The following is an 18,831-nucleotide window of genomic DNA, read 5'->3' as shown; positions in this document are numbered from 1 at the left end:
CGGCTCAGTCCTTGTGCATGGCCTTGATCAATACCCGCGAAACCTGCTCGGCAGAGTAAGGCTTGGGCAGGAACTCGAAGCCGTCATAGCCATTGTCTGCCAGCTCTTCGCTGTAGCCCGAGGTCAGTATCACCGGCAGGTCCGCTCGACGCTGGCGCAACAGCTTGGCCATGGCGACCCCGGTGATACCGGGCATGACCACGTCGGAGAAGATCACATCGAAGGCCCTCCCATCGTGCCCGGCAAGGGTCAGGGCCTGTTCGGCATCGGTCACCCAGGTGGCCTGGTAGCCCAGGTCTTGAAGAATCTGGCTGGCAAACCGCCCGATCTCCAGATTGTCCTCCACAATCAGCACCCGGCACTGTGATGTGTCGTGGGACGAAGCCGGCGCTTCCTCGCAGGGGAGTGGCAGTGCTGCTTCGGCTTCGACCTGGGGCAGATACAAGGTGAATACGCTGCCTTGGCCGGGCGTGCTGGTCACATCGATATTGCCCCCCGACTGCTTGGCGAAGCCGAAGACCTGCGACAGGCCCAGGCCGGTGCCTTTACCCACCGCCTTGGTGGTGAAGAACGGCTCGAAAATGCGTTCGACGGTGTCTTCGGGAATGCCGGGGCCGGTATCGGCGAGCGAAATGGCGACATACGCCTTACCCGACCCGGCGTCGCCGCGAATATGGGGCAACGGCTGTGCCCCGAGGACTTTCAGGGTCAGGGTGCCCTGGCCCTCCATTGCGTCCCGTGCATTGAGGGCGATGTTGATCAGTGCGGTTTCAAACTGGCTGGCATCGATCCGCGCAAAACACGGCTGCGAAGGCATCTCGACACGTACATGAATGCGCGCGCCTGTGACGCTCTCCAGCATCTCGCCGATGTTCTGAACGCGCTGGGCCACGTCGAAGACTTCCGGGTTCAGCGGTTGGCGGCGGGCAAAGGCGAGCAATTGGCTGGTCAACTTGCTGGCCCGCTCTACGGTATCCGCCACTGCGCCCATATAGCGCTGGCGACGCTGCTCCGACAGGTCTGGCTGACGCAGGAAGTCCACCGATGAGCGGATGATCGTCAGCAGGTTGTTGAAGTCATGGGCCACGCCGCCGGTGAGTTGGCCGATGGCTTCGAGTTTCTGCGACTGGCGCAGCGCGGCTTCGGCCTTGGCCAGCGCCAGGGTGCGTTCTTCGACGCGCTGTTCGAGAGTGGTGTTCAGTTCGGCATAGGCCGCCAGGCCCTTGCGCACATCGGCATCGGCACGCACGCGCTCGATATGCGCCCAGGAGCGCTCGGTGACTTCCCGCAACAGGGCCAGGTCGTAGGGTGACCAGGGGCGTGGGCTTTTGTCATGGACGGCCATCAGGGCGGTCAGGCGACCGTTCTTGATCAGCGGCATGCAGATCGTCGCCGTCACCCCCAGGGCCTGGAAGGTGGCGGACTCTGCGGGCGGCAACTCGCGCAGATTGTCGTGGATCACCAGGGGGTCGCCGGCGCGCAGGCATTTGACGGCCATCTCGCCGAACGCCGCCAGGCTGTAGCGGCCAATGATGCTGGGCGAGCCGGGCGCGGTCCAATTGTCTCGAATGGTAAAGCCGTCTTCATCGGCGTCCATGTCGGCGTAGGCGCAATTGCTCACCTGCAGGTGCTCGGCCAGCAACCGGGTGGTGCTGGTCATGATGGCTTCGGCATCGACGGCGTTGACCACCGCGTTGCCGATGGCGTCCAGCACCGCCAGGCGGCGTGCCAGGAACACCGTGGCGGTGGTCTCGGTGACGGTGTCGAGCATGCCGACCACCTTGCCTTGGGGATCGCGGATCGGGCTGTAGCAGAAGGTGAAGTACGCCTGCTCCCGCCTCGGGCCGCGTTCAATCACCAGGGGGAAGTTTTCGATATAGGTGGCGTGGCCCTCGAAGGCGGCGTTGGCGATGTGGCTGACGTCATCCCACACCTCGGCCCACACTTCGTTGAACGGGCGCCCCAACGCGTAGGGCTTGCTACCCAGGATCGGGATAAACGCATCGTTGTAGAGCGTGATCAGCTGCGGACCCCAGACAATCGCCTGGGGAAAGCTGGAGGCGAAGCACAGCGCCACGGTGGTCTTTAACACGTCCGGCCACTGTTCCAGCGGTCCTAGGGGCGTACTGGCCCAATCATGCTGACGGACTTGCTCAGCCATGTCGCTGCTGCTTTGCAGCCAATTCATCATTGGGAGAACACCTTGTATTCCGGAATCTTCAACGCGCCCGCAAGGATGTGGCGTAAAGCTACAGACCTGTCTGGTCGCTGCCAGTTCAGCACGATTATCCGCTAGATGGCATTTTGATGCTGTATTCGTTTGAAAGAGCGAAGGGCCGGGGGGTGGGCGATTGCCCAACCCTTATTGCGTGCCGAATAAAGCGGTCCAGTAGATGCCCGCGTCACTCTTCGGGTCCATGGCATAGGCTGCGCCCAATTCGCGAAACTGCGGGTTCATCAGGTTGGCGCAATGACCCGGGCTGGCGAGCCAGCCGTCGACCACCTTGCGCGGGGTGTCCAGGCCGGCGGCGATGTTTTCGCCGATGTTTTTCGCGATATACCCGGCCAGTTCCGCGCGGTCGCCAGGCGTGCGGCCGTCGTGGTCCAGGTGGTCGAAGAAATTGCCGTTGGCCATGTTGCGCGTGTGGCTGTTGGCGGCCCCGGCCAACGCCTCGTTCCACGACAATGGCGTGGTCGCGGTAAACGCCTGGGTGCCGCACTGGCGCGGTTGTGTACGGGCGGCATTGATCAGGTCGAGCAGCTTGCGGCCTTCGGTTTGCCAATCGCCCAGGCCGCTGGACAGCAACGGGCGGGCCAGCACGATGCGCCAGTCCTGGCCGCTGTTGCTCACGCCGATGTCGACGAATTGCGGGTCCAGCACCACCCGGCAGAAACTCTCGCGCACGGCTTTCATGGCTGCCTGGGCGTCCTTGGGCCCGGACAGGCTGATGGCCTGCACATTGACCATCGGGTACGCGGCCCGGGCCAGGGCCTGCTGCAGGTCGCCGACGTTATTGGCCGGCAGCACCAGCCGTGTATCGTTGGCCAACGGTGGCAGTTCCTGGGAACCCTGGTCGCCGCAGCGCTGCACCTGGCTGCGGTACTCGTTGATCTGTTGCACCAACTGACTTTCTTCATTCGCCATCGCGCTGGCGCAGAACACCGTACTGGCGGCCAGCGTCGTAAGACCCATCATCAATGACAGAACGCGCATGGACGTTACCCTTGAGCTTGAAAGTGCCCATGATGCGCGATGTAACCCCGTCTGGCGCAACGCCTTTTTTGTTTTTTTGCCTCAACGGGCATTCTGTGGGGCATTCACGGCGCGGATGCGGCCCGCTGTCATCGCGGTGGCCAGCAGGATCAAGCCCACGGCGACGGTGAAAGTCGCATGCAGGCCACTGGTCACGGATTGCGCGGTGGCGCGGGTGACATCCGGGGTCGCCCAGGCGAACACCGCCCCCAGGGCCGAGGTACCGAAGATCAGCCCGATATTGCGTGACAGGTTGAGCAAGCCTGCGACCGTACCTCGGCGCGCACCGTCTACATCGCACATCACCGCAGTATTGTTGGCGGCCTGGAACAGGCTATAGCCCGTCGTCAGAATCACCAGCCCCCCAAGGTAGGCGATCAATCCCGAGGCCAACGACAATAGTAATGCGCCGCAAACCAGGATGCCCAACCCGGCGAAAGTCATAAGGCGCCAGCCGTGGCGGTCGGTGAGGCGCCCCGCCGGTACACCGCTGAGCGCCGCGACACAGGGCCCGACGGCCATGGCCAGGCCCATCCATTGCGGGTCCAGCCCCAGCCCCTTGGACAGGTAGAAAGGGCCGACCACAAAGGTTGCCATGATCACCGCCGCTACTAACGCACTCATCGCGAGACTCGTGCGCAATGATGCTTCCTTCAACGGTGACCAGACGCTGGAAGGTGAGCCTGCTTGGCGTCGATCAACCGGCAAGTAGCGCCACGCGAGGCTGGCCGTGAGTAACCCCAAGGGCATGCCCACCAGAAACAGCGCGCGCCAGCCCCACACACTGAGCAATAACCCGCCAGCGGCGGGGCCCATGGCGGTACCGACGGCTGACATTGTGCCCAGCAGGCCCATCACCCGGCCGGTGCGTTCCTTGGGCACCGTGTCGCCGACCATCCCCAGCGCCATGGCCATCATGCTCGCCGCGCCCAAGCCCTGCAGGAGGCGTGCGGCAATCAGCCAGCCCAGCGAGGGCGCGCCTGCACACAGCCCACTGCCCAGCGCAAACAGCAGCAGCCCGGCGAGCAACAGCCGGCGACGGCCCAGGCGATCGCCCATTCGGCCGGCCATGACAATCACCGCCGTGATCGCCATCAGGTAGGCGAGCACCACCCACTGCACGGCATGAAATGACGCATCGAATGCCTGTACCAGGCTGGGCAGGCCGACATTGGCGATGCTGGTGCCGAGGGCGGCGAGCAACATGGACAGCGACAGGCTGGCAAGGCCGCCCCGTGAAGACGTATGCATGGAAGATTCCTTGGGTGGACGCAACTGTCAAAAATCTACGACCTCGCCTAACATGGCGGAAGACGCAGGGTTTGCAGTTAATACCTGCGTCAAACGCCTGCTAAGGAGCGCCCATGCCCGACTTTAATCTGCTGATCACCCTGGATGTCTTGCTGGCCGAAGGCAGTGTCGCCCGAGCGGCCAAGCGCTTGCAGTTGAGCCCCTCGGCCATGAGCCGGGCGCTGGCGCGCTTGCGTGAGACCACCGGCGATCCGCTGTTGGTCCGCGCCGGGCGCGGGCTGGTGCCGACGCCGCGGGCGCAGGCATTGCGTGAGCAGGTCAGCCGCCTGGTGCAGGACGCCCACGCAGTGCTGCGCCCGGCACACGCCCTGGACCTGGCCCAGGTGGAGCGCACGTTCACCTTGCGCACCAGTGAAGAGTTCGTCGAAAACTTCGGTCCCGCGTTGCTGGCGCGCATCGCACGGGAGGCGCCTGGTGTACGCCTGCGTTTCGTCAGCAAGACCGACAAGGACAGCAGGTTGCTGCGCGAAGGCAGCGTCGACCTGGAGACCGGTGTGGTCGACCCCGACGCCAGCCCCGAAGTGCTGACCCAGGCGCTGTTTCGCGACCGTTTGATTGGCGTGGTGCGCAGCGGCCATCCCCTGAGCCAGGGCGACATCAGTGCCGAGCGGTTTGCCCTGGGGCGGCACGTCTATGTCTCGCGGCGCGGGCAGGAGCGCGGCCAGATCGACGATGGGCTTGAAGCCCTGGGCTTGACGCGGCAGATCGGCACCATCGTCGCCGGGTTCGCCACGGCCATCGCCCTGGCCCGCGACACCGACCTGATTGCCAGCGTGCCCGAACGCTACACTGCCCATCAGCGCGAAGGCCTTTACAGCTTTGCGTTGCCGTTGACGCTGGCACCGTTCACCGTGGCGATGCTCTGGCATCCGCGGCTGGATGCCGACCTGGCCCACCGCTGGTTGCGCGGGTGCGTGCGTGAGGTGTGCGGGCACTGAACGGCCTGCAACAGGTACAATCGCCGCTGCCTTGACGCGAAACCCCAGGAATCTGCATGTTCAGCCTTACCCGCTATACCACACCGTGCCCCGAGCCCATCAATGCCCAGATCCTGCAGATGGTGGTGGACAACCTCACCGACATCAGCAGCGTCGCACTGCCGCCGAGCAACCTGCTCTACAACATCTACCAATACGCCATCGGCTTTGAGGTGCACCTGTACCTGGAGGCAGTGGGCGGGTCGAAGGGGATTGCCGTTGAGTTGATCGTGGCGATGCTCGAGGAGCAGGTGATTGGCTTTTGCCTGTACCTGCCGGTGAAAGACGATCCTGAAGCCTGTGGCATTGCCTTTATGGCGGTACAGGCCGGTTTCCGGCGTCAGGGGGTGGCGCGCGGGATGATGGCGGACGTGCTGGCGCGCTATCCCCATGCGGAGTTGGCCTGTGCCGTGGAGAAGGTAGCGGCCTTCGAGGCCATGGGGTTTGAAGTGCGGGGTGCGCGGGGCACCCAGGTGTTGATGAATACCCGGGACTACGGCACCGATGGCTTGATGGGCGTGTTGGATGTGGCGGCGATCTACAGTTCGCTGGAGGTACGCCAGATCCATACCTACCTGCTGCAAAAACATGGCAAGCGGGCGATGGTGGACGCCGAGAAACAGCGTGATCGGCACCTCGATCAACTGGCCCGCAAGGTCCAGCTGTTTGTGGCAGGGCGTTAGCCTGGCCTGGTTGGCTTTTTTTGTAGTGAGCGGGCTTCTGTGGTGAGCGGGCTTGCCCCGCGCTGGGCTGCGAAGCGGCCCCGATAAGAGCGCTGCAGTGTGCCAGGCAGATCCGGGGCTGTTTCTGGGGCCGCTTCGCAGCCCAGCGCGGGGCAAGCCCGCTCACCACAACAAGCCTGTTCACCACAACAAGTCTGCTCACCACAGCAAAGTTCGTTTACCACAGAAGCTTCTTCAGTCTTCAACGCCGTGGGCGGTTGACCATTGCCAGGATGGTCGCCAGCAACTCATCTTGCGCCTCTTCACGGCTGATCTCGCCACTGGCCGCAGCGTAGGACAACGCTTCCGCAGCGCCCAGCATCGCCCTTAATCCTGCCTGTGATACGTGGCCAAAGGGTTCCAATGCGGCACGGCATTTGTCGAGAAAAATCGCCTCGTACTTACGCTTGAGCGCTTCCAGCTCCGGCGAGCTGCTCAGTGCGGCAATCACCCCCGGAATTTCCCGGCCCTGCAATAACACGCAATCGACATAGCACGAGGCGATCACCCCGGCGCGTTCTTCCAAGGTCGCGCGGCTGGCGTCGAGGGCTTCGGCAAACACCTGGGTCTGACGCGCGTCGAAGTCTTCATACAGCGCGGCGAGCAGCCCGGCACGGGTGACGAAATGGTCGTAGACCACCGGTTTGGTGACGCCGGCCAGTTCCGCCAGGCGGCCCAGGGTCAGGGCTTCGGTGCCTTCCTCGCGCACCAGCTGCCAGGCCACCTCCAATAACTGACGCAGGCGATCTTCACGGGACAGGCGACGACGTGGGGCAGGGGATTCAGGGCTTGACATGCTTATATACCAAAAGTAACTTGTTGGCGTTAACTTACCAAAAGTAGCTTAAACCCAAACGGAGTCAAAGTCATGCACGCACTCATCGTCGTTGCCCATCACGACCCACAATCCCTCACCCACGCCGTGGCCGCGCAGGTGGCTGCCGGGCTGACTGCTGAGGGCCACACCTTCGAAATCGCCGACCTCGCCGCCGAAGGCTTCGACCCGCGCTACACCGCCGCCGATCACCGGGTACACCGCACCCAGGCCACGCCCCCGGCCGACGTGCTGGCGGAACAGGCGCGCATCGAGCGCGCCGATGCCTTGGTGCTGGCGTTCCCGATCTACTGGTGGTCGCTGCCGGGCCTGCTCAAGGGCTGGGTCGACCGTGTGTTCGTCAACGGCTGGGCGATCGACTACGGCCCGGATACCCCGGTGGTGAAAAAACTGCGGCATTTGCAGGTGCACTTGCTGGCCCTCGGCGGCGCGGATGACAGCGCGTTTGACCGTCATGGCTACGCCAAGGCGATGCGCACCCAAATCGACTACGGCATCTTCGATTACTGCGGGGCGAAGGTGGTGACGTCCGAGCTGTTGCTGGATTCGGAAGGCGGCGCGGCCCCGGCGCATCTGAAGACGGCGAAAGCGATCGGGCAGAGGCTGTTCGAGGCCGAGACGGTCGCCGGTTGATTCAACCTTCGCGAAACAGGTCGTGGGCGTCCAACAGGCGGTAGGCAATTTCCGGGTTTTTCTCCAGGCCCCGGCGAATCGCCGCCGGGATCGCTTGCCGGGTCTTGCGGCACATGCCTGGCAGCTCGTCGATGACGATCTGGATGCCGCGCATGCTCTTGACCTCGGTGTGCCCCAGCGCGATATGCACGCGGATGCCCAATAACTCGTGCATCCGCTGTTGCATGCGCTCCAGGTCTTGCAGGCTTTGCAGGTTTTCCAGGCGCTCGACCAGGCGTTTTTCTTCCTGGCGGGTCAGGCTGAGGATACGCAGGTCGGCGCCGGGGGCCTCCAGCAGCTGTTCACGGTCGCAGACACAGGCGCCGGGTGGGCAGGGTTGGCGAATGGTCATGATCCTTACCTCCCCATTCCGACGCCGTTGAGTCAGTCGCTCAACGCGACCCCAAGGCTGCCCAGGGCCTTCCAGTACCCAGGATAGGTCTTGGCCACGCAGTCCGGGTCCTGGATGCGGATCCCCGCGATTTTCAACCCCGCCAGGGCAAAGCACATGGCGATGCGGTGGTCGGCATGGGTGTCGATCAGGGCGTTGCACGACGTGCCGGCCAACGCCGGGTCGGCCGCGACCAGCAGGTCATCGCCTTCAATGCTGGCGAGGCCCGCACGGATCGCATTGAGGCCGTCATGCAGGGCCTGTACGCGATCGCATTCCTTGACCCGCAGGTTGGCCAGCTCCGTGAAGCGCACCGGGGTGTTGTTGAAGGCGGCCAGTACCGCCAGGGTCGGGATCGCGTCCTGCATCTGCGAACCCACCACGGTGGCCTGCATATTCGGGAACTGCGCGATCACCGCCTGGGCCTTGGCGTCCGGTTGGGTGAAGGCGTGGGCGGCCACGCCGATGTCGATGCGGCCACCGGTCAACACTTCGGCAGCCCACAAGTAGGTGGCGGCGGACGCGTCGGGTTCGATCAGGTAATCATGGGCGGTGTAGCCGGTGGGGGCCACGCGCCAGGTGGTGTCGTCGACCACCTCGACCTGGGCGCCGAAGGCCCGCATGCAGTCCAGGGTCAGGTCCACGTAGCCACGGGCACCGATGTCCTTGCCGGTCAGTGCCACTTCAATCGGCGCTTCGCCGCAGGCGGCGAGCATCAACAGGGCGGAGACATACTGGCTGGACAAGCCGCCGTCGATCTCGAAGCGCCTGGCCTGGACCGTGCCCACGCCGTGCACCGTCACCGGTGGGCAACCGGTCGGGCTGTCGACCTGGATACCGTTCCGGCCGAGGGTGGCCAGCAGCGGGCCGATCGGACGTTTCTGCATATACTCGTCGCCGTCCAGTACCACGGTGCCTTGCACGGTAGCCACGGCGGCCGTCAGGAAGCGCATGGCGGTGCCGGCATTGCCGAGGAACAACGGCTGCGCCGGCAATTGCAGCTTGCCGGTGCCGGTGACCACGAAGGTGGTGTCGTCCGGCTCGTCGATGGTCACGCCCATCTGGCGCAGGGCCACCGACATATGCCGGGTGTCATCGCTCTTCAGGGCGCCGCTCAGGCGGCTGGTGCCTTTGGCCAGGGCCGCCAGCAGCAAGGCACGGTTGGTAATGGATTTGGAGCCGGGGGGCGCGACCTTGCCATTCAGGGGGAAGTTGGGCGGTGTAACGGTCACGGTTTTCTGCGAACTCAAGGTGCAAGGCTCCTGATCAAGGCAAGGTGGTACGGAGTGGCCGACGGGCGGACCCGAATAATCGGCCAAAGGTGCGGTGCTTGTCGAGGTCTAGCGCTTGCTCAACCAGTAATCGTGCAGTGCCCGTGCGGCCGGTTCGATAGCGCTGACCCGTTGCTGATGCAGCTTCACATCCAGGTCGGCGGGCAACTCGAAGTTGTCCTGCTCGGCGCACCAGGAGATTTTCTCCAGGTTCGCTGCCTGCTCCGCGGGCAACTCAGGCCAATTGCCGATAGCGGCGCCACGGATATAACCAAAGCACCATTCTTCGGCGAGGGTCACGACTTGGTCCTGGTGTTCGGTTTCATCGAAGCGTGCCTTAAAGGCCTTGGCGTCAGTCGCCAGTTGTGCGGCCAGGGTGTTGATATGACGCACGCACAGGTCAAGGAACTGCTGGGCCTCTTCGGCGCTTTCCCACTCCGGGTTCTGCCCGCCCCAGATCGCCGGGAACCACTCGGCGATGTCCACCTGTGCCGGGCTGGACACCAGCGCGGTGAAGTAGCCGTCGAGTTCGGCCAGGTTCAGCACCGAATGGTCGTCGCCGTATTTCAACAGGGTTTCTTCGATGAATTCGAAATCGGCGGGGGCGAGGGGTTGGGTGTGCATGGGCATATCCTTTAAACGTCGAACGCCGCTGATGGGGCGGCTCAAAGCGCGAAGGATGGCGTGTGCCGGGGCTTTTATCCAGCGTCTTTTCCATCGCCGTTGCCAGTCCCGCTTTTGGCCGATGCGCCGTCACGTACCCTTGTTATAGTTCAGGCCTTATCACTCGCCAGCCAGGGATCACTGCCATGTCCGAATACCAAGCTTTCGTCGTCGAACTCAGCGGCAACGTAGCCCATGTGCAGATCAACCGCCCGGAAAAGATCAACGCGATGAACGCCGCGTTCTGGACCGAGATCATCGACATCTTCCAATGGATCGAAGACACCGACGCCGTACGCGCCGTGGTGCTCAGCGGTGCCGGCAAGCATTTTTCCTCGGGCATCGACCTGATGATGCTGGCCTCGGTGGCCAACGACTTCGGCAAGGATGTGGGCCGCAATGCGCGCCTGCTGCGGCGCAAGATCCTCGAGCTGCAAGCCTCGTTCAACGCCGTCGATAACTGCCGCAAGCCGGTACTGGCGGCGATCCAGGGTTACTGCATCGGTGGCGCCATCGACCTGATCAGCGCCTGCGACATGCGCTACGCGGCTGAAGACGCGCAATTCTCGATCAAGGAAATCGACATCGGCATGGCCGCCGACGTCGGCACCCTGCAACGCCTGCCACGCATCATCGGCGACGGCATGCTGCGTGAGCTGGCCTACACCGGTCGCACGTTCGGCGCCGAGGAAGCGCGCAGCATCGGTTTGGTCAATCGCGTGTATGCCGACCGGGACAGCCTGCTGGCCGGGGTGTTCGAGATCGCCCATGAAATCGCCGCCAAGTCGCCGATTGCGGTCACCGGCACCAAGGCCATGATCAGCTACATGCGTGACCATACGGTCAATGACGGTCTGGAATACGTTGCCACCTGGAACTCGGCTATGTTGCAATCCAACGACTTGCGCGTGGCCATCGCGGCCCATATGAGCAAGCAGAAACCCGAATTCGTGGATTGACTGACATGACCCCAGGCTGGATTACCACAACGCTGCTGGACAACGACGCCCCCGGCGGCTGGGCCGTCGCCCGCAGCCGCGAGGGCTTTTTGCATGATGCCAACGGCCCGCTGTTCCCTCGGGAATGGCTCAAGCGCCAGGAGCTATCGGTGTTTGCCGAACACGGCATCGGCCACCTCGACGGTGAGCCGGTGTACCTGCTGGAACTCGATTCGGCGGGCGAAGTGCCGGGTTGCAGCTGGCAGGGCCTGCGCGGCTTCATGCTGCAAGGTGATCACACCCTCTACAAAGTGCTGGGCTACGCCGCGCAGATCGGCACCTGGGCGCGGGAGCATCGGTTCTGCGGCAGTTGCGGCCAGGCCATGGTCCAGGTGCCACGGGAACGGGCGATGTATTGCCAGGCCTGCGACCTGCGCAGCTACCCACGGATTTCGCCGAGCATGATCGTGCTGGTGACCCGTGGCGACGAGATCCTGCTGGCGCGCTCGCCGCGTTTTGTCACCGGGGTCTACAGCACCTTGGCGGGCTTTGCCGAGCCGGGTGAGTCGGCCGAGGACTGCCTGATCCGCGAGGTGCGCGAAGAAGTGCAGGTGGAGGTCAGGAACATCCAGTACATGGGCAGCCAGTGCTGGCCGTTCCCCCATTCGATGATGCTGGGCTTCCATGCCGAGTACGCCGGTGGCGACATCGTGCCCCAGGCCGACGAGATCGAGGACGCGCAGTGGTTCAGCATCCATGACCTGCCGCCGCTGCCGGCTTCACGCTCGATTGCGCGTTACCTGATCGACCTTTATGTGGCCCGTCGCCTAGGCCACGCTGAACCAGTGCTGCCAGGCTAGGCGCACGGTCAGGCCGAGAACCACGGTGATAAACACCGGGCGAATGAATTTGGCGCCGCCGCTGATCGCGCTGCGGGCGCCAAAGAATGCGCCACCCATCACCGACACGCCCATCGCCAGGCCGACAATCCAATCCACCGAGCCGTTGAAGATAAACACCGACAGCGCCGCCGCGTTGCTGACGAAGTTCATGCTGCGCGCCACGCCGCTGGCCTTCACCAGGTCGATGGGGTGCAACAGCAGGGTGCTCACGGTCCAGAACGCACCGGTGCCGGGGCCCGCCACGCCGTCGTAGAAGCCCAGGCCGAAACCCTGGGCGCCTTGCCATTTCTTCTTGATCGGCGCGTCGGCGTCCAGCGGTGCCTTGGGCGTGCCACCAAACAGCAAATACACACCGCAAGCGAATACGATCACCGGCAGCATTTTGTTGAGGGTTTCGGCGGGCAGGTAGTGGGCAACCACCGCACCGGCCAGCGCACCGATCAAGGTGCCGACGATCGCATGCACCCACTGGCGCGGGTGGAACAGCTTGCGACGGTAGAAGGTGAAACTGGCCGTGGCCGAACCGAAGGTGGAGCTGAGCTTGTTGGTGCCCAGTACCAGGTGGGGCGGCATCCCGGCGGTGAGCAGCGCCGGGGTGGTAAGCAGGCCGCCGCCGCCGGCGATGGCGTCGATAAAGCCGGCGATAAAGGCCACGACGGCGAGAATGGCGAGGGTGGTGAGGTCTACGCTGAGTTCGAAAGGCATGGGAGGGCTTATGGTTGGCAGGGCGCTGTGCGAAGGGTCGCCATCTTACCCGCCTGATGTGCGCAGAACCAACTGTGGGAGCAAGCCCTCTCCCACAGTTGAACGGTGTTCATCTGGCTATTTGTGGGTTCCCATCCACTCCAGCGCCGTGCGCCACACGCAGATTCCGAGGAAATACGCGGACATCACCGACCACAACCCAAACGTCCACGGGTTGGTGTTGGGATAATCCACCACCATCAAGAAGCTGCAGAGCAACCAGATGGTGGTCACTGCGATATTGATCGGCATGAAGCGCTTGACCCGGAACGGGTGCAGGAACTTCATCGGCGTCACGGTCAGCAGGGCCAGGCCGATCACGGTCAGCAAGGTGACCCAGGCGTCCGGCTGGATGATGTATACGCACAAGGCCACCACGTTCCAGGCGGCGGGGAAGCCGACGAAGTAGTTGTCCTTGCTCTTCATGTTCACGTTGCAGAAGCAGAACAGCGATGAAACCAGGATCACCGACACCGTGAACAGGTGGGTAAAGTCCGGCAGGTCGATATAGCGGTAGATAAACAGGGCCGGAATAAACACATAGGTGAGGTAATCGATCACCAGGTCCAGTACCGAGCCGTCAAAGCTGGGCAATACCGTGCTGACATTCACCCGTCGCGCCAGGGAACCATCCACGCCGTCTACCACCAGGGCCAGGCCCAGCCAGAGCAGGCAGGCCTTGGGGGAGTTTTCCAGCAGCGCCAGGGTGGCCAGGAAGGCCAATACCACACCGGTGGCGGTAAAGCCGTGGGCGCCCCAGGCTTTGATTCTGGCTACATGCAGGGTCGATATCACGGGCGGTTCTCCAAAAGGTGAAACGGGGCAGCCGACAACGTGACGCTGTCGAGTCTGGCCGGGGAATGCAGGTATCGACCGGGAAGGGGGTCATAAGGTTCACCGCCCGGCGCATCACATAGCGTAGCAAGCGTAGGACGTTTCGGCATCAGCCTTGGCGAAACACCAGTGCCTTGAGGCCACTTTGCGTGTCGATATCCGGAAATTCCGGCGGGTTTTCCAGCCGTTCAATAAAGCGCAGGCCCGGTGCTTCGCGGGTGACGCCGTCGATCAGGAAGTCTTCGCCGAAGGCCGGGTCGTTCATGCACGCCAGGACAGTGCCCTGGGCCGTGAGTAAATCCGGCAGGCGACGCAGTACACGCTGGTAGTCCTTGGTCAGCAGGAAGCTGCCTTTCTGGAAGGACGGCGGGTCGATGATCACCAGGTCGTAGGGGCCGCTGTGGGTGACCTTGGCCCAGGATTTGAACAGGTCGTGGCCGAGGAAGGTGACCTTGCTCAGGTCATGACCGTTCAGGCGGTGGTTATCGCGGCCGCGGCTCAGGGCGCCACGGGCCATGTCCAGGTTCACCACGTGGCTGGCGCCGCCCTCGATGGCCGCGACCGAGAAGCCGCAGGTGTAGGCAAACAGGTTGAGCACCCGCTGGCCCTTGGCCTGTTCGCGCACCCAGTTGCGGCCGTAGCGCATGTCGAGGAACAGCCCGCTGTTCTGCTTTTTGCCCAGGTCGATGAGGTAACGCAGGCCGCCTTCGGTGATGGTCAGCTCGTCGATGGCTGCGCCCACCAGCCATTCCGTGGTGCTTTGCGGCAGGTAGCGGTGTTGCAGCGCCACGCTGTGGGCGCCGGATTGGCCCCAGTCGAAGTCGATCAACAGCTGTTTCAACCCCTCCAGGTGGGGCGCTTCGGGCTCTTTGAACAGCGCGACCAGCACCACGCCTTGCAGCCAGTCCACGGTCAATTGCTCCAGGCCCGGCCAGCAGCGGCCACGGCCATGGAACAGGCGCCGGGTTTCAGCCGGCGGGTTGGCCAGGGCGGTGAGCAGGTGGGCGTGCAGGGTAGCGAGTGCGTCTGGGTTCATCGTTGAGCGTCGGTCATTGAGCGGGCGGCATTTTAAACACACTGGTGAGGTTTCGGGTTGTTTGAGCACAACGTGCTGGGAAAAAGCCCATGGGCAGTGATTCATGCTCAAAATTCTGCAAGCTGCGCCTGATAACAGGCAAAAAATCCCCAGGCACCGACATAAACTGGAAAAAAAGCCCGGAGGTGCCCATGAACGGTTTCGCGAGTGCAGTGAATCACACAGCCCTGGATCAACCAGAGCTCGACGAATGGCGTGACGCGCTGGCGTCGCTGGTAGCCAATGCCGGCCCTGAGCGCGCTCGGCAGATCCTCGACCTGCTGGCCCGCGATGCCAGCGCTGCGCACATCGACTGGAAACCCCGCCACGGCACGCCCTACATCAATAGCATCAGCGTCGAGCAGCAACCGGCGTTTCCCGGCGACCTGGCCACCGAAGAGCGCCTGGCCTCGCTGGTACGCTGGAACGCCCTGGCCATGGTGGTGCGGGCCAACCAGGCCTATGGCGAGCTCGGTGGCCACATTGCCAGTTACGCCAGTGCGGCGGATTTGTTCGAGGTGGGTTTCAATCACTTTTTCCGCGCCCGCAATCACGACTTTGGCGGCGACCTGGTGTTCTACCAGCCGCATTCGGCCCCCGGCATTTATGCGCGCGCCTTCCTTGAAGGGCGCTTGAGCGCGGACGACCTGGCCCACTATCGCCAGGAACTCGGTGGCGCCAAGGCCGGGGCGCGTGGGCTGTGCAGCTACCCGCATCCGTGGTTGATGCCGGACTTCTGGCAGTTCCCCACCGGTTCCATGGGCATTGGCCCCATCAGTTCGATTTTCCAGGCGCGCTTCATGCGCTATCTGCAGCATCGCGGCCTGCAGGACACCGCCGAGCGTCACGTGTGGGGTGTCTTCGGCGACGGCGAGATGGACGAGCCGGAAAGCATGTCGGCCCTGACCCTGGCCGCGCGCGAAGGCCTCGACAACCTGACCTGGGTGGTCAACTGCAACCTGCAACGCCTCGACGGCCCGGTGCGTGGCAACGGGCGGATCATCGACGAGCTGGAGGCATTGTTCGCGGGGGCGGGCTGGAACGTGATCAAGTTGGTCTGGGGTTCGGACTGGGACCCCTTGCTCGCCAAGGACGCCGACGGCTCCCTGGTCAACACGTTGTCGAGCACCGTGGACGGCCAATTCCAGACCTTCGCCGCCAAGGACGGGGCCTACAACCGCGAACACTTCTTCGGCCAGAGCGCGGCGCTGGCCAGCCTGGTCGAGGGCATGAGCGATGAGCAGATCGACCGGCTCAAGCGTGGCGGCCACGACATGGTCAAGATCCATGCCGCCTATCACGCAGCGCGCCGGGTCAAGGGCAAGCCCACGGTGATCCTGGCCCAGACCAAAAAGGGTTTCGGCATGGGCGAGGCCGGGCAGGGCAAGATGACCACTCACCAGCAGAAGAAGCTCGATCGCGAGGCGCTGCTCGCGTTCCGCAACCGCTTCCAGTTGCCGCTGAGCGATGAACAGGCCGAGTCGCTGAGCTTCTTCAAGCCTGCGGATGACAGCCTCGAATTGCGCTACCTGCATCAGCGGCGCACGGCCCTGGGCGGCTACGTGCCCAGCCGTAGCAAGGCCGCAGCACCGGTGAACGTCCCGCCCGTGAGCGGTTACGCCGGTTTCGCCACGGCGGCCGACGGCAAGGAAATGTCCACCACCATGGCCTTCGTGCGCATGCTGACCAACCTGCTCAAGGACAAGGCGCTCGGGCCGCGCATCGTGCCCATCGTGGCGGATGAGGCGCGCACCTTCGGCATGGCCAACCTGTTCAAGCAGATCGGCATCTATTCCAGCGTCGGCCAGCGCTATGAGCCGGAAGACATCGGTTCGATCCTCAGCTACCGCGAAGCCACCGACGGGCAGATTCTTGAAGAAGGCATCAGCGAGGCCAGTGCCATCAGTTCCTGGGTCGCGGCGGCCACCAGCTATTCGGTGCATGGCCTGCGCATGCTGCCGTTCTACATCTATTACTCGATGTTCGGCTTCCAGCGCGTCGGCGACCTGATCTGGGCCGCCGCCGACCAGCGCGCCCGTGGCTTCCTGCTCGGTGCCACGGCCGGGCGGACCACACTCGGCGGTGAGGGCTTGCAGCACCAGGACGGCAGCAGCCATCTCACCGCCGCCACCGTGCCCAACTGCCGCGCCTACGATCCGGCGTTTGCCGGGGAATTTGCGGTGATCCTCGACCACGGCATGCGCCAGATGCTGGAACAGGATGTGGACGAGTTCTACTACGTGACCCTGATGAACGAAAACTACCCGCAGCCAAGCCTGCCCGCAGGCGTGGAGGCGGCGGTCATCAAGGGCCTGTATCGCCTGGAAGGCGCCGCTGACGCCTGGGTACGCCTGCTCGGTTCGGGCACCTTGCTGCGTGAAGCCCAGGCCGCCGCGCGGTTACTGGCTGAGGATTGGCACGTGGCGAGCGAGGTGTACAGCGTGACCAGTTTCAGCGAACTGGCACGGGAGGCGCGGGAAGTGGAACGCTGGAACCGCTTGCATCCGCAGGCCGGCAAGCGCGTCAGTCACCTGAATGACTGCTTGCCGGCAGGTGCGCCAGTGGTTGCCGTGTCCGACTACGTACGCGCAGTACCGCAGATGATTGCGTCCTATCTGGACTCGAGCTACACCGTGCTCGGCACCGACGGGTTTGGTCGCAGTGATACACGGGCGGCGCTGCGGGATTTCTTTGAGGTGGATCGGCATCACATCGTGCTGGCGGCGCTTACCGCGTTGGTGGAGCAGGGCAGTCTTGAGCGGCACGTGTGCCAGCAGGCGATTGAGCGGTATGGCTTGCAGGTGGATCGCGCAGCTTCCTGGACCTGCTGATTCCCTCGGCAGCTGCTACGACGGTCACATGCTGCTGGCGATGAGAGGCTGACCGAACACTTCGCGTATAAACCCCGGGGCGATATACCGCTCGTAATGCGCCTCGGACAGCAGGAAAAACTCCCGGTCAATGGCATCGCGCAAATCCGCCAGGCTGCGTTCGCGAAACTCCGGCAACAACGCCAAGCCATAGGCGTCCAGCCTGGAAATCACCCGCGCGCCCCGGGCAATCAGCTGGTACGCCCAGCAATACGGCGACTGGTGCGGCATAAAGCGAATCTTGCGGTCTTCCAGTTGTTGGCGCAGGCGCTGGGGGTCGAACACTTCCAGCTTGCTGGCCATCACCTGCACCAGCAATTGCTCAAGGCGCAGCCATACCGCCTGCTTTTCCTCGGCGTTGTAGCCATTCCACTGGATCACTTCATGGTGATAACGCTTGCAGCCCCGGCAGACCAGGTCGCCGTAAACGGTGGAGCACAGGCCGACGCAGGGGGTCTTGATGGTGTGAGGCATTTTCAAGCCTTTGAAGAAAGTGTAAGCGGGTTTTGTCGGTGTTTCTTTATTGCCAGGTGGACAACGATGCCCCCAGTCCACTGAGAGCACCCAGCATGAAAAACCCGATCAACGCTTCAGGTTATTGGCTAAGCGCCCTGATGGTTGCTGCCCTTGCCGGATGTACCAGCCCACCCCGTGAAAGAGTCACTGCCATGCACAAACCCCTGGTTTCCCTCGCCGTACTCAAGGCCAAACCCGGCAAGCAACAGGCCCTTAAAGCAGGCTTGTTGAACCTGATCGAGCCGACGCGCACCGAACCAGGCAACCTTGACTATGTGTTGTTCGAGCAGCGGGACGAACCCGGTACGTTCTACATGCGTGAGGCGTTCAAGGACCAGGCGGCACTCGATGCGCATTTTGCGACGCCATACTTCCAGCGCTTCGCCGCAGCGGCGGATGACTGGCTCGATGAGCCTTTGCAGTTGATCTTTCTGGAGCAGGTCTCGGACTGAACCCCGCCCATGGACCGTGATGCTACGGTCCATGGGGCTGCGGGGTTAATCCCAGCTTAATGCGCCGCCGGTCTGATACTCAATAACCCGAGTCTCAAAGAAATTCTTCTCTTTCTTCAAGTCCATGATCTCGCTCATCCATGGGAACGGGTTGGTCGTCCCCGGATACTCTTCCTTCAAGCCGATCTGCGACAGGCGGCGGTTAGCGATGAACTTGAGGTAATCCTCCATCATCGCCGCATTCATCCCCAGCACGCCACGCGGCATGGTATCCCGCGCATATTCAATCTCCAGCTGAGTCCCCTGCAGGATCATCTGGGTCGCTTCTTCCTTCATCTCGGCATCCCACAAGTGCGGGTTTTCGATCTTGATCTGGTTGATCACATCGATACCGAAGTTCAGGTG

At 63.3% G+C, this 18,831-nt stretch carries 19 protein-coding genes; 7 read left to right on the top strand and 12 right to left on the bottom strand.

Annotated elements, in window-relative coordinates; all coding sequences use genetic code 11:
* Positions 1-4: 4 nt before the first annotated feature.
* The 3 genes from C8K58_RS22080 to C8K58_RS22070 all read right to left on the bottom strand — a co-directional run bounded on the left by C8K58_RS22080 (position 5) and on the right by C8K58_RS22070 (position 4,504).
* The gene (locus C8K58_RS22080; protein WP_027606381.1) at positions 5-2,191 is read right to left on the bottom strand and encodes a GAF domain-containing protein; all 2,187 of its coding nucleotides are present in this window, start codon (positions 2,189-2,191) and stop codon (positions 5-7) included.
* Between the two features lie 171 nt (positions 2,192-2,362).
* A complete protein-coding gene (locus C8K58_RS22075; RefSeq protein WP_027606380.1) occupies positions 2,363-3,214 on the bottom strand; it encodes a CAP domain-containing protein in 852 nt (283 codons plus the stop codon).
* An 81-nt stretch (positions 3,215-3,295) separates the two neighbouring features.
* Positions 3,296-4,504, bottom strand: coding sequence for an MFS transporter (locus tag C8K58_RS22070; protein WP_027606379.1), 1,209 nt, complete (start codon positions 4,502-4,504; stop codon positions 3,296-3,298).
* 113 nt (positions 4,505-4,617) lie between these two features.
* Here C8K58_RS22070 and C8K58_RS22065 point away from each other — a divergent pair, with 113 nt between their 5' ends.
* Entirely contained in the window at positions 4,618-5,502 is an 885-nt protein-coding gene (locus tag C8K58_RS22065) for a LysR family transcriptional regulator (RefSeq protein WP_027606378.1), read from the top strand.
* A 56-nt stretch (positions 5,503-5,558) separates the two neighbouring features.
* Positions 5,559-6,224: a GNAT family N-acetyltransferase gene (locus tag C8K58_RS22060; protein WP_027606377.1), complete on the top strand. Its 666-nt coding sequence runs from the start codon at positions 5,559-5,561 to the stop codon at positions 6,222-6,224.
* Positions 6,225-6,465: 241 nt separating this feature from the next.
* Here the strand turns inward: C8K58_RS22060 and C8K58_RS22055 are convergent, their stop codons facing one another.
* Entirely contained in the window at positions 6,466-7,059 is a 594-nt protein-coding gene (locus C8K58_RS22055) for a TetR/AcrR family transcriptional regulator (RefSeq protein ID WP_027606376.1), read from the bottom strand.
* A gap of 72 nt (positions 7,060-7,131) precedes the next feature.
* Between C8K58_RS22055 and C8K58_RS22050 the strand changes: the two genes are divergently transcribed.
* On the top strand, positions 7,132-7,731 hold the full coding sequence (locus tag C8K58_RS22050; protein WP_027606375.1) for an NAD(P)H-dependent oxidoreductase: 600 nt from the start codon (positions 7,132-7,134) through the stop codon (positions 7,729-7,731).
* Position 7,732: 1 nt separating this feature from the next.
* Here C8K58_RS22050 and C8K58_RS22045 read toward each other — a convergent pair whose 3' ends face one another.
* The 3 genes from C8K58_RS22045 to C8K58_RS22035 form a co-directional block, all read right to left on the bottom strand.
* Positions 7,733-8,122 (bottom strand): hypothetical protein, encoded by a 390-nt coding sequence (locus tag C8K58_RS22045; RefSeq protein WP_027606374.1) that lies wholly within the window; start codon positions 8,120-8,122, stop codon positions 7,733-7,735.
* Between the two features lie 32 nt (positions 8,123-8,154).
* Positions 8,155-9,411 (bottom strand): 3-phosphoshikimate 1-carboxyvinyltransferase, encoded by a 1,257-nt coding sequence (locus C8K58_RS22040; protein ID WP_027606373.1) that lies wholly within the window; start codon positions 9,409-9,411, stop codon positions 8,155-8,157.
* A gap of 90 nt (positions 9,412-9,501) precedes the next feature.
* A complete protein-coding gene (locus tag C8K58_RS22035; RefSeq protein WP_092357875.1) occupies positions 9,502-10,056 on the bottom strand; it encodes a UPF0149 family protein in 555 nt (184 codons plus the stop codon).
* Positions 10,057-10,241: 185 nt separating this feature from the next.
* On the opposite strand from C8K58_RS22035, the gene C8K58_RS22030 reads away from it, so the two are divergent.
* Together C8K58_RS22030 and nudC are read left to right on the top strand one after the other, a co-directional pair.
* Positions 10,242-11,054 (top strand): crotonase/enoyl-CoA hydratase family protein, encoded by an 813-nt coding sequence (locus C8K58_RS22030; protein WP_108574319.1) that lies wholly within the window; start codon positions 10,242-10,244, stop codon positions 11,052-11,054.
* Positions 11,055-11,059: 5 nt separating this feature from the next.
* Positions 11,060-11,893, top strand: coding sequence for an NAD(+) diphosphatase (nudC, locus tag C8K58_RS22025; RefSeq protein ID WP_108574318.1), 834 nt, complete (start codon positions 11,060-11,062; stop codon positions 11,891-11,893).
* On the opposite strand, the gene C8K58_RS22020 is transcribed toward nudC, so the two are convergent.
* The 3 genes from C8K58_RS22020 to C8K58_RS22010 all read right to left on the bottom strand — a co-directional run bounded on the left by C8K58_RS22020 (position 11,861) and on the right by C8K58_RS22010 (position 14,549).
* Positions 11,861-12,640 carry a TSUP family transporter gene (locus tag C8K58_RS22020; RefSeq protein ID WP_108574317.1) on the bottom strand — a complete coding sequence of 260 codons (780 nt, stop codon included), beginning with the start codon at positions 12,638-12,640 and terminating at the stop codon, positions 11,861-11,863. The genes nudC and C8K58_RS22020 overlap by 33 nt on opposite strands.
* Before the next feature lie 117 nt (positions 12,641-12,757).
* Positions 12,758-13,474 carry a phosphatidylcholine synthase gene (gene pcsA, locus C8K58_RS22015; RefSeq protein ID WP_027606368.1) on the bottom strand — a complete coding sequence of 239 codons (717 nt, stop codon included), beginning with the start codon at positions 13,472-13,474 and terminating at the stop codon, positions 12,758-12,760.
* Positions 13,475-13,622: 148 nt separating this feature from the next.
* On the bottom strand, positions 13,623-14,549 hold the full coding sequence (locus C8K58_RS22010) for a class I SAM-dependent methyltransferase (protein ID WP_108574316.1): 927 nt from the start codon (positions 14,547-14,549) through the stop codon (positions 13,623-13,625).
* Positions 14,550-14,740: 191 nt separating this feature from the next.
* Here C8K58_RS22010 and mdeB point away from each other — a divergent pair, with 191 nt between their 5' ends.
* Positions 14,741-17,419: an alpha-ketoglutarate dehydrogenase gene (mdeB, locus tag C8K58_RS22005; protein WP_108574315.1), complete on the top strand. Its 2,679-nt coding sequence runs from the start codon at positions 14,741-14,743 to the stop codon at positions 17,417-17,419.
* A gap of 24 nt (positions 17,420-17,443) precedes the next feature.
* Here the strand turns inward: mdeB and C8K58_RS22000 are convergent, their stop codons facing one another.
* Positions 17,444-17,932, bottom strand: coding sequence for a DUF1289 domain-containing protein (locus tag C8K58_RS22000; protein WP_027606365.1), 489 nt, complete (start codon positions 17,930-17,932; stop codon positions 17,444-17,446).
* A 194-nt stretch (positions 17,933-18,126) separates the two neighbouring features.
* Here C8K58_RS22000 and C8K58_RS21995 point away from each other — a divergent pair, with 194 nt between their 5' ends.
* Positions 18,127-18,426 (top strand): putative quinol monooxygenase, encoded by a 300-nt coding sequence (locus tag C8K58_RS21995; protein ID WP_098479661.1) that lies wholly within the window; start codon positions 18,127-18,129, stop codon positions 18,424-18,426.
* 45 nt (positions 18,427-18,471) lie between these two features.
* Here C8K58_RS21995 and C8K58_RS21990 read toward each other — a convergent pair.
* A partial coding sequence (locus tag C8K58_RS21990) for a ribonucleotide-diphosphate reductase subunit beta (protein WP_178087838.1) occupies positions 18,472-18,831 on the bottom strand: 360 nt, incomplete at its 5' end.

It is taken from the genome of Pseudomonas sp. GV047, from assembly GCF_003058245.1.
Taxonomy (GTDB): Bacteria; Pseudomonadota; Gammaproteobacteria; order Pseudomonadales; family Pseudomonadaceae; genus Aquipseudomonas; species Aquipseudomonas marginalis.
Note: the sequence above shows the minus strand (reverse complement) of the source record. Positions and strands in the feature narration are given on the sequence as shown.

Excerpts from the sequence above, each read along its gene's own strand:
- C8K58_RS22080 (WP_027606381.1), bottom strand. The coding sequence starts at position 2,191 with ATGATGAATTGGCTGCAAAGCAGCAGCGACATGGCTGAGCAAGTCCGT.
- C8K58_RS22075 (WP_027606380.1), bottom strand. The coding sequence starts at position 3,214 with ATGCGCGTTCTGTCATTGATGATGGGTCTTACGACGCTGGCCGCCAGT.
- C8K58_RS22070 (WP_027606379.1), bottom strand. The coding sequence starts at position 4,504 with ATGCATACGTCTTCACGGGGCGGCCTTGCCAGCCTGTCGCTGTCCATG.
- C8K58_RS22065 (WP_027606378.1), top strand. The coding sequence starts at position 4,618 with ATGCCCGACTTTAATCTGCTGATCACCCTGGATGTCTTGCTGGCCGAA.
- C8K58_RS22060 (WP_027606377.1), top strand. The coding sequence starts at position 5,559 with ATGTTCAGCCTTACCCGCTATACCACACCGTGCCCCGAGCCCATCAAT.
- C8K58_RS22055 (WP_027606376.1), bottom strand. The coding sequence starts at position 7,059 with ATGTCAAGCCCTGAATCCCCTGCCCCACGTCGTCGCCTGTCCCGTGAA.
- C8K58_RS22050 (WP_027606375.1), top strand. The coding sequence starts at position 7,132 with ATGCACGCACTCATCGTCGTTGCCCATCACGACCCACAATCCCTCACC.
- C8K58_RS22045 (WP_027606374.1), bottom strand. The coding sequence starts at position 8,122 with ATGACCATTCGCCAACCCTGCCCACCCGGCGCCTGTGTCTGCGACCGT.
- C8K58_RS22035 (WP_092357875.1), bottom strand. The coding sequence starts at position 10,056 with ATGCACACCCAACCCCTCGCCCCCGCCGATTTCGAATTCATCGAAGAA.
- C8K58_RS22030 (WP_108574319.1), top strand. The coding sequence starts at position 10,242 with ATGTCCGAATACCAAGCTTTCGTCGTCGAACTCAGCGGCAACGTAGCC.
- nudC (WP_108574318.1), top strand. The coding sequence starts at position 11,060 with ATGACCCCAGGCTGGATTACCACAACGCTGCTGGACAACGACGCCCCC.
- C8K58_RS22020 (WP_108574317.1), bottom strand. The coding sequence starts at position 12,640 with ATGCCTTTCGAACTCAGCGTAGACCTCACCACCCTCGCCATTCTCGCC.
- C8K58_RS22010 (WP_108574316.1), bottom strand. The coding sequence starts at position 14,549 with ATGAACCCAGACGCACTCGCTACCCTGCACGCCCACCTGCTCACCGCC.
- mdeB (WP_108574315.1), top strand. The coding sequence starts at position 14,741 with ATGAACGGTTTCGCGAGTGCAGTGAATCACACAGCCCTGGATCAACCA.
- C8K58_RS22000 (WP_027606365.1), bottom strand. The coding sequence starts at position 17,932 with ATGCCTCACACCATCAAGACCCCCTGCGTCGGCCTGTGCTCCACCGTT.
- C8K58_RS21995 (WP_098479661.1), top strand. The coding sequence starts at position 18,127 with ATGCACAAACCCCTGGTTTCCCTCGCCGTACTCAAGGCCAAACCCGGC.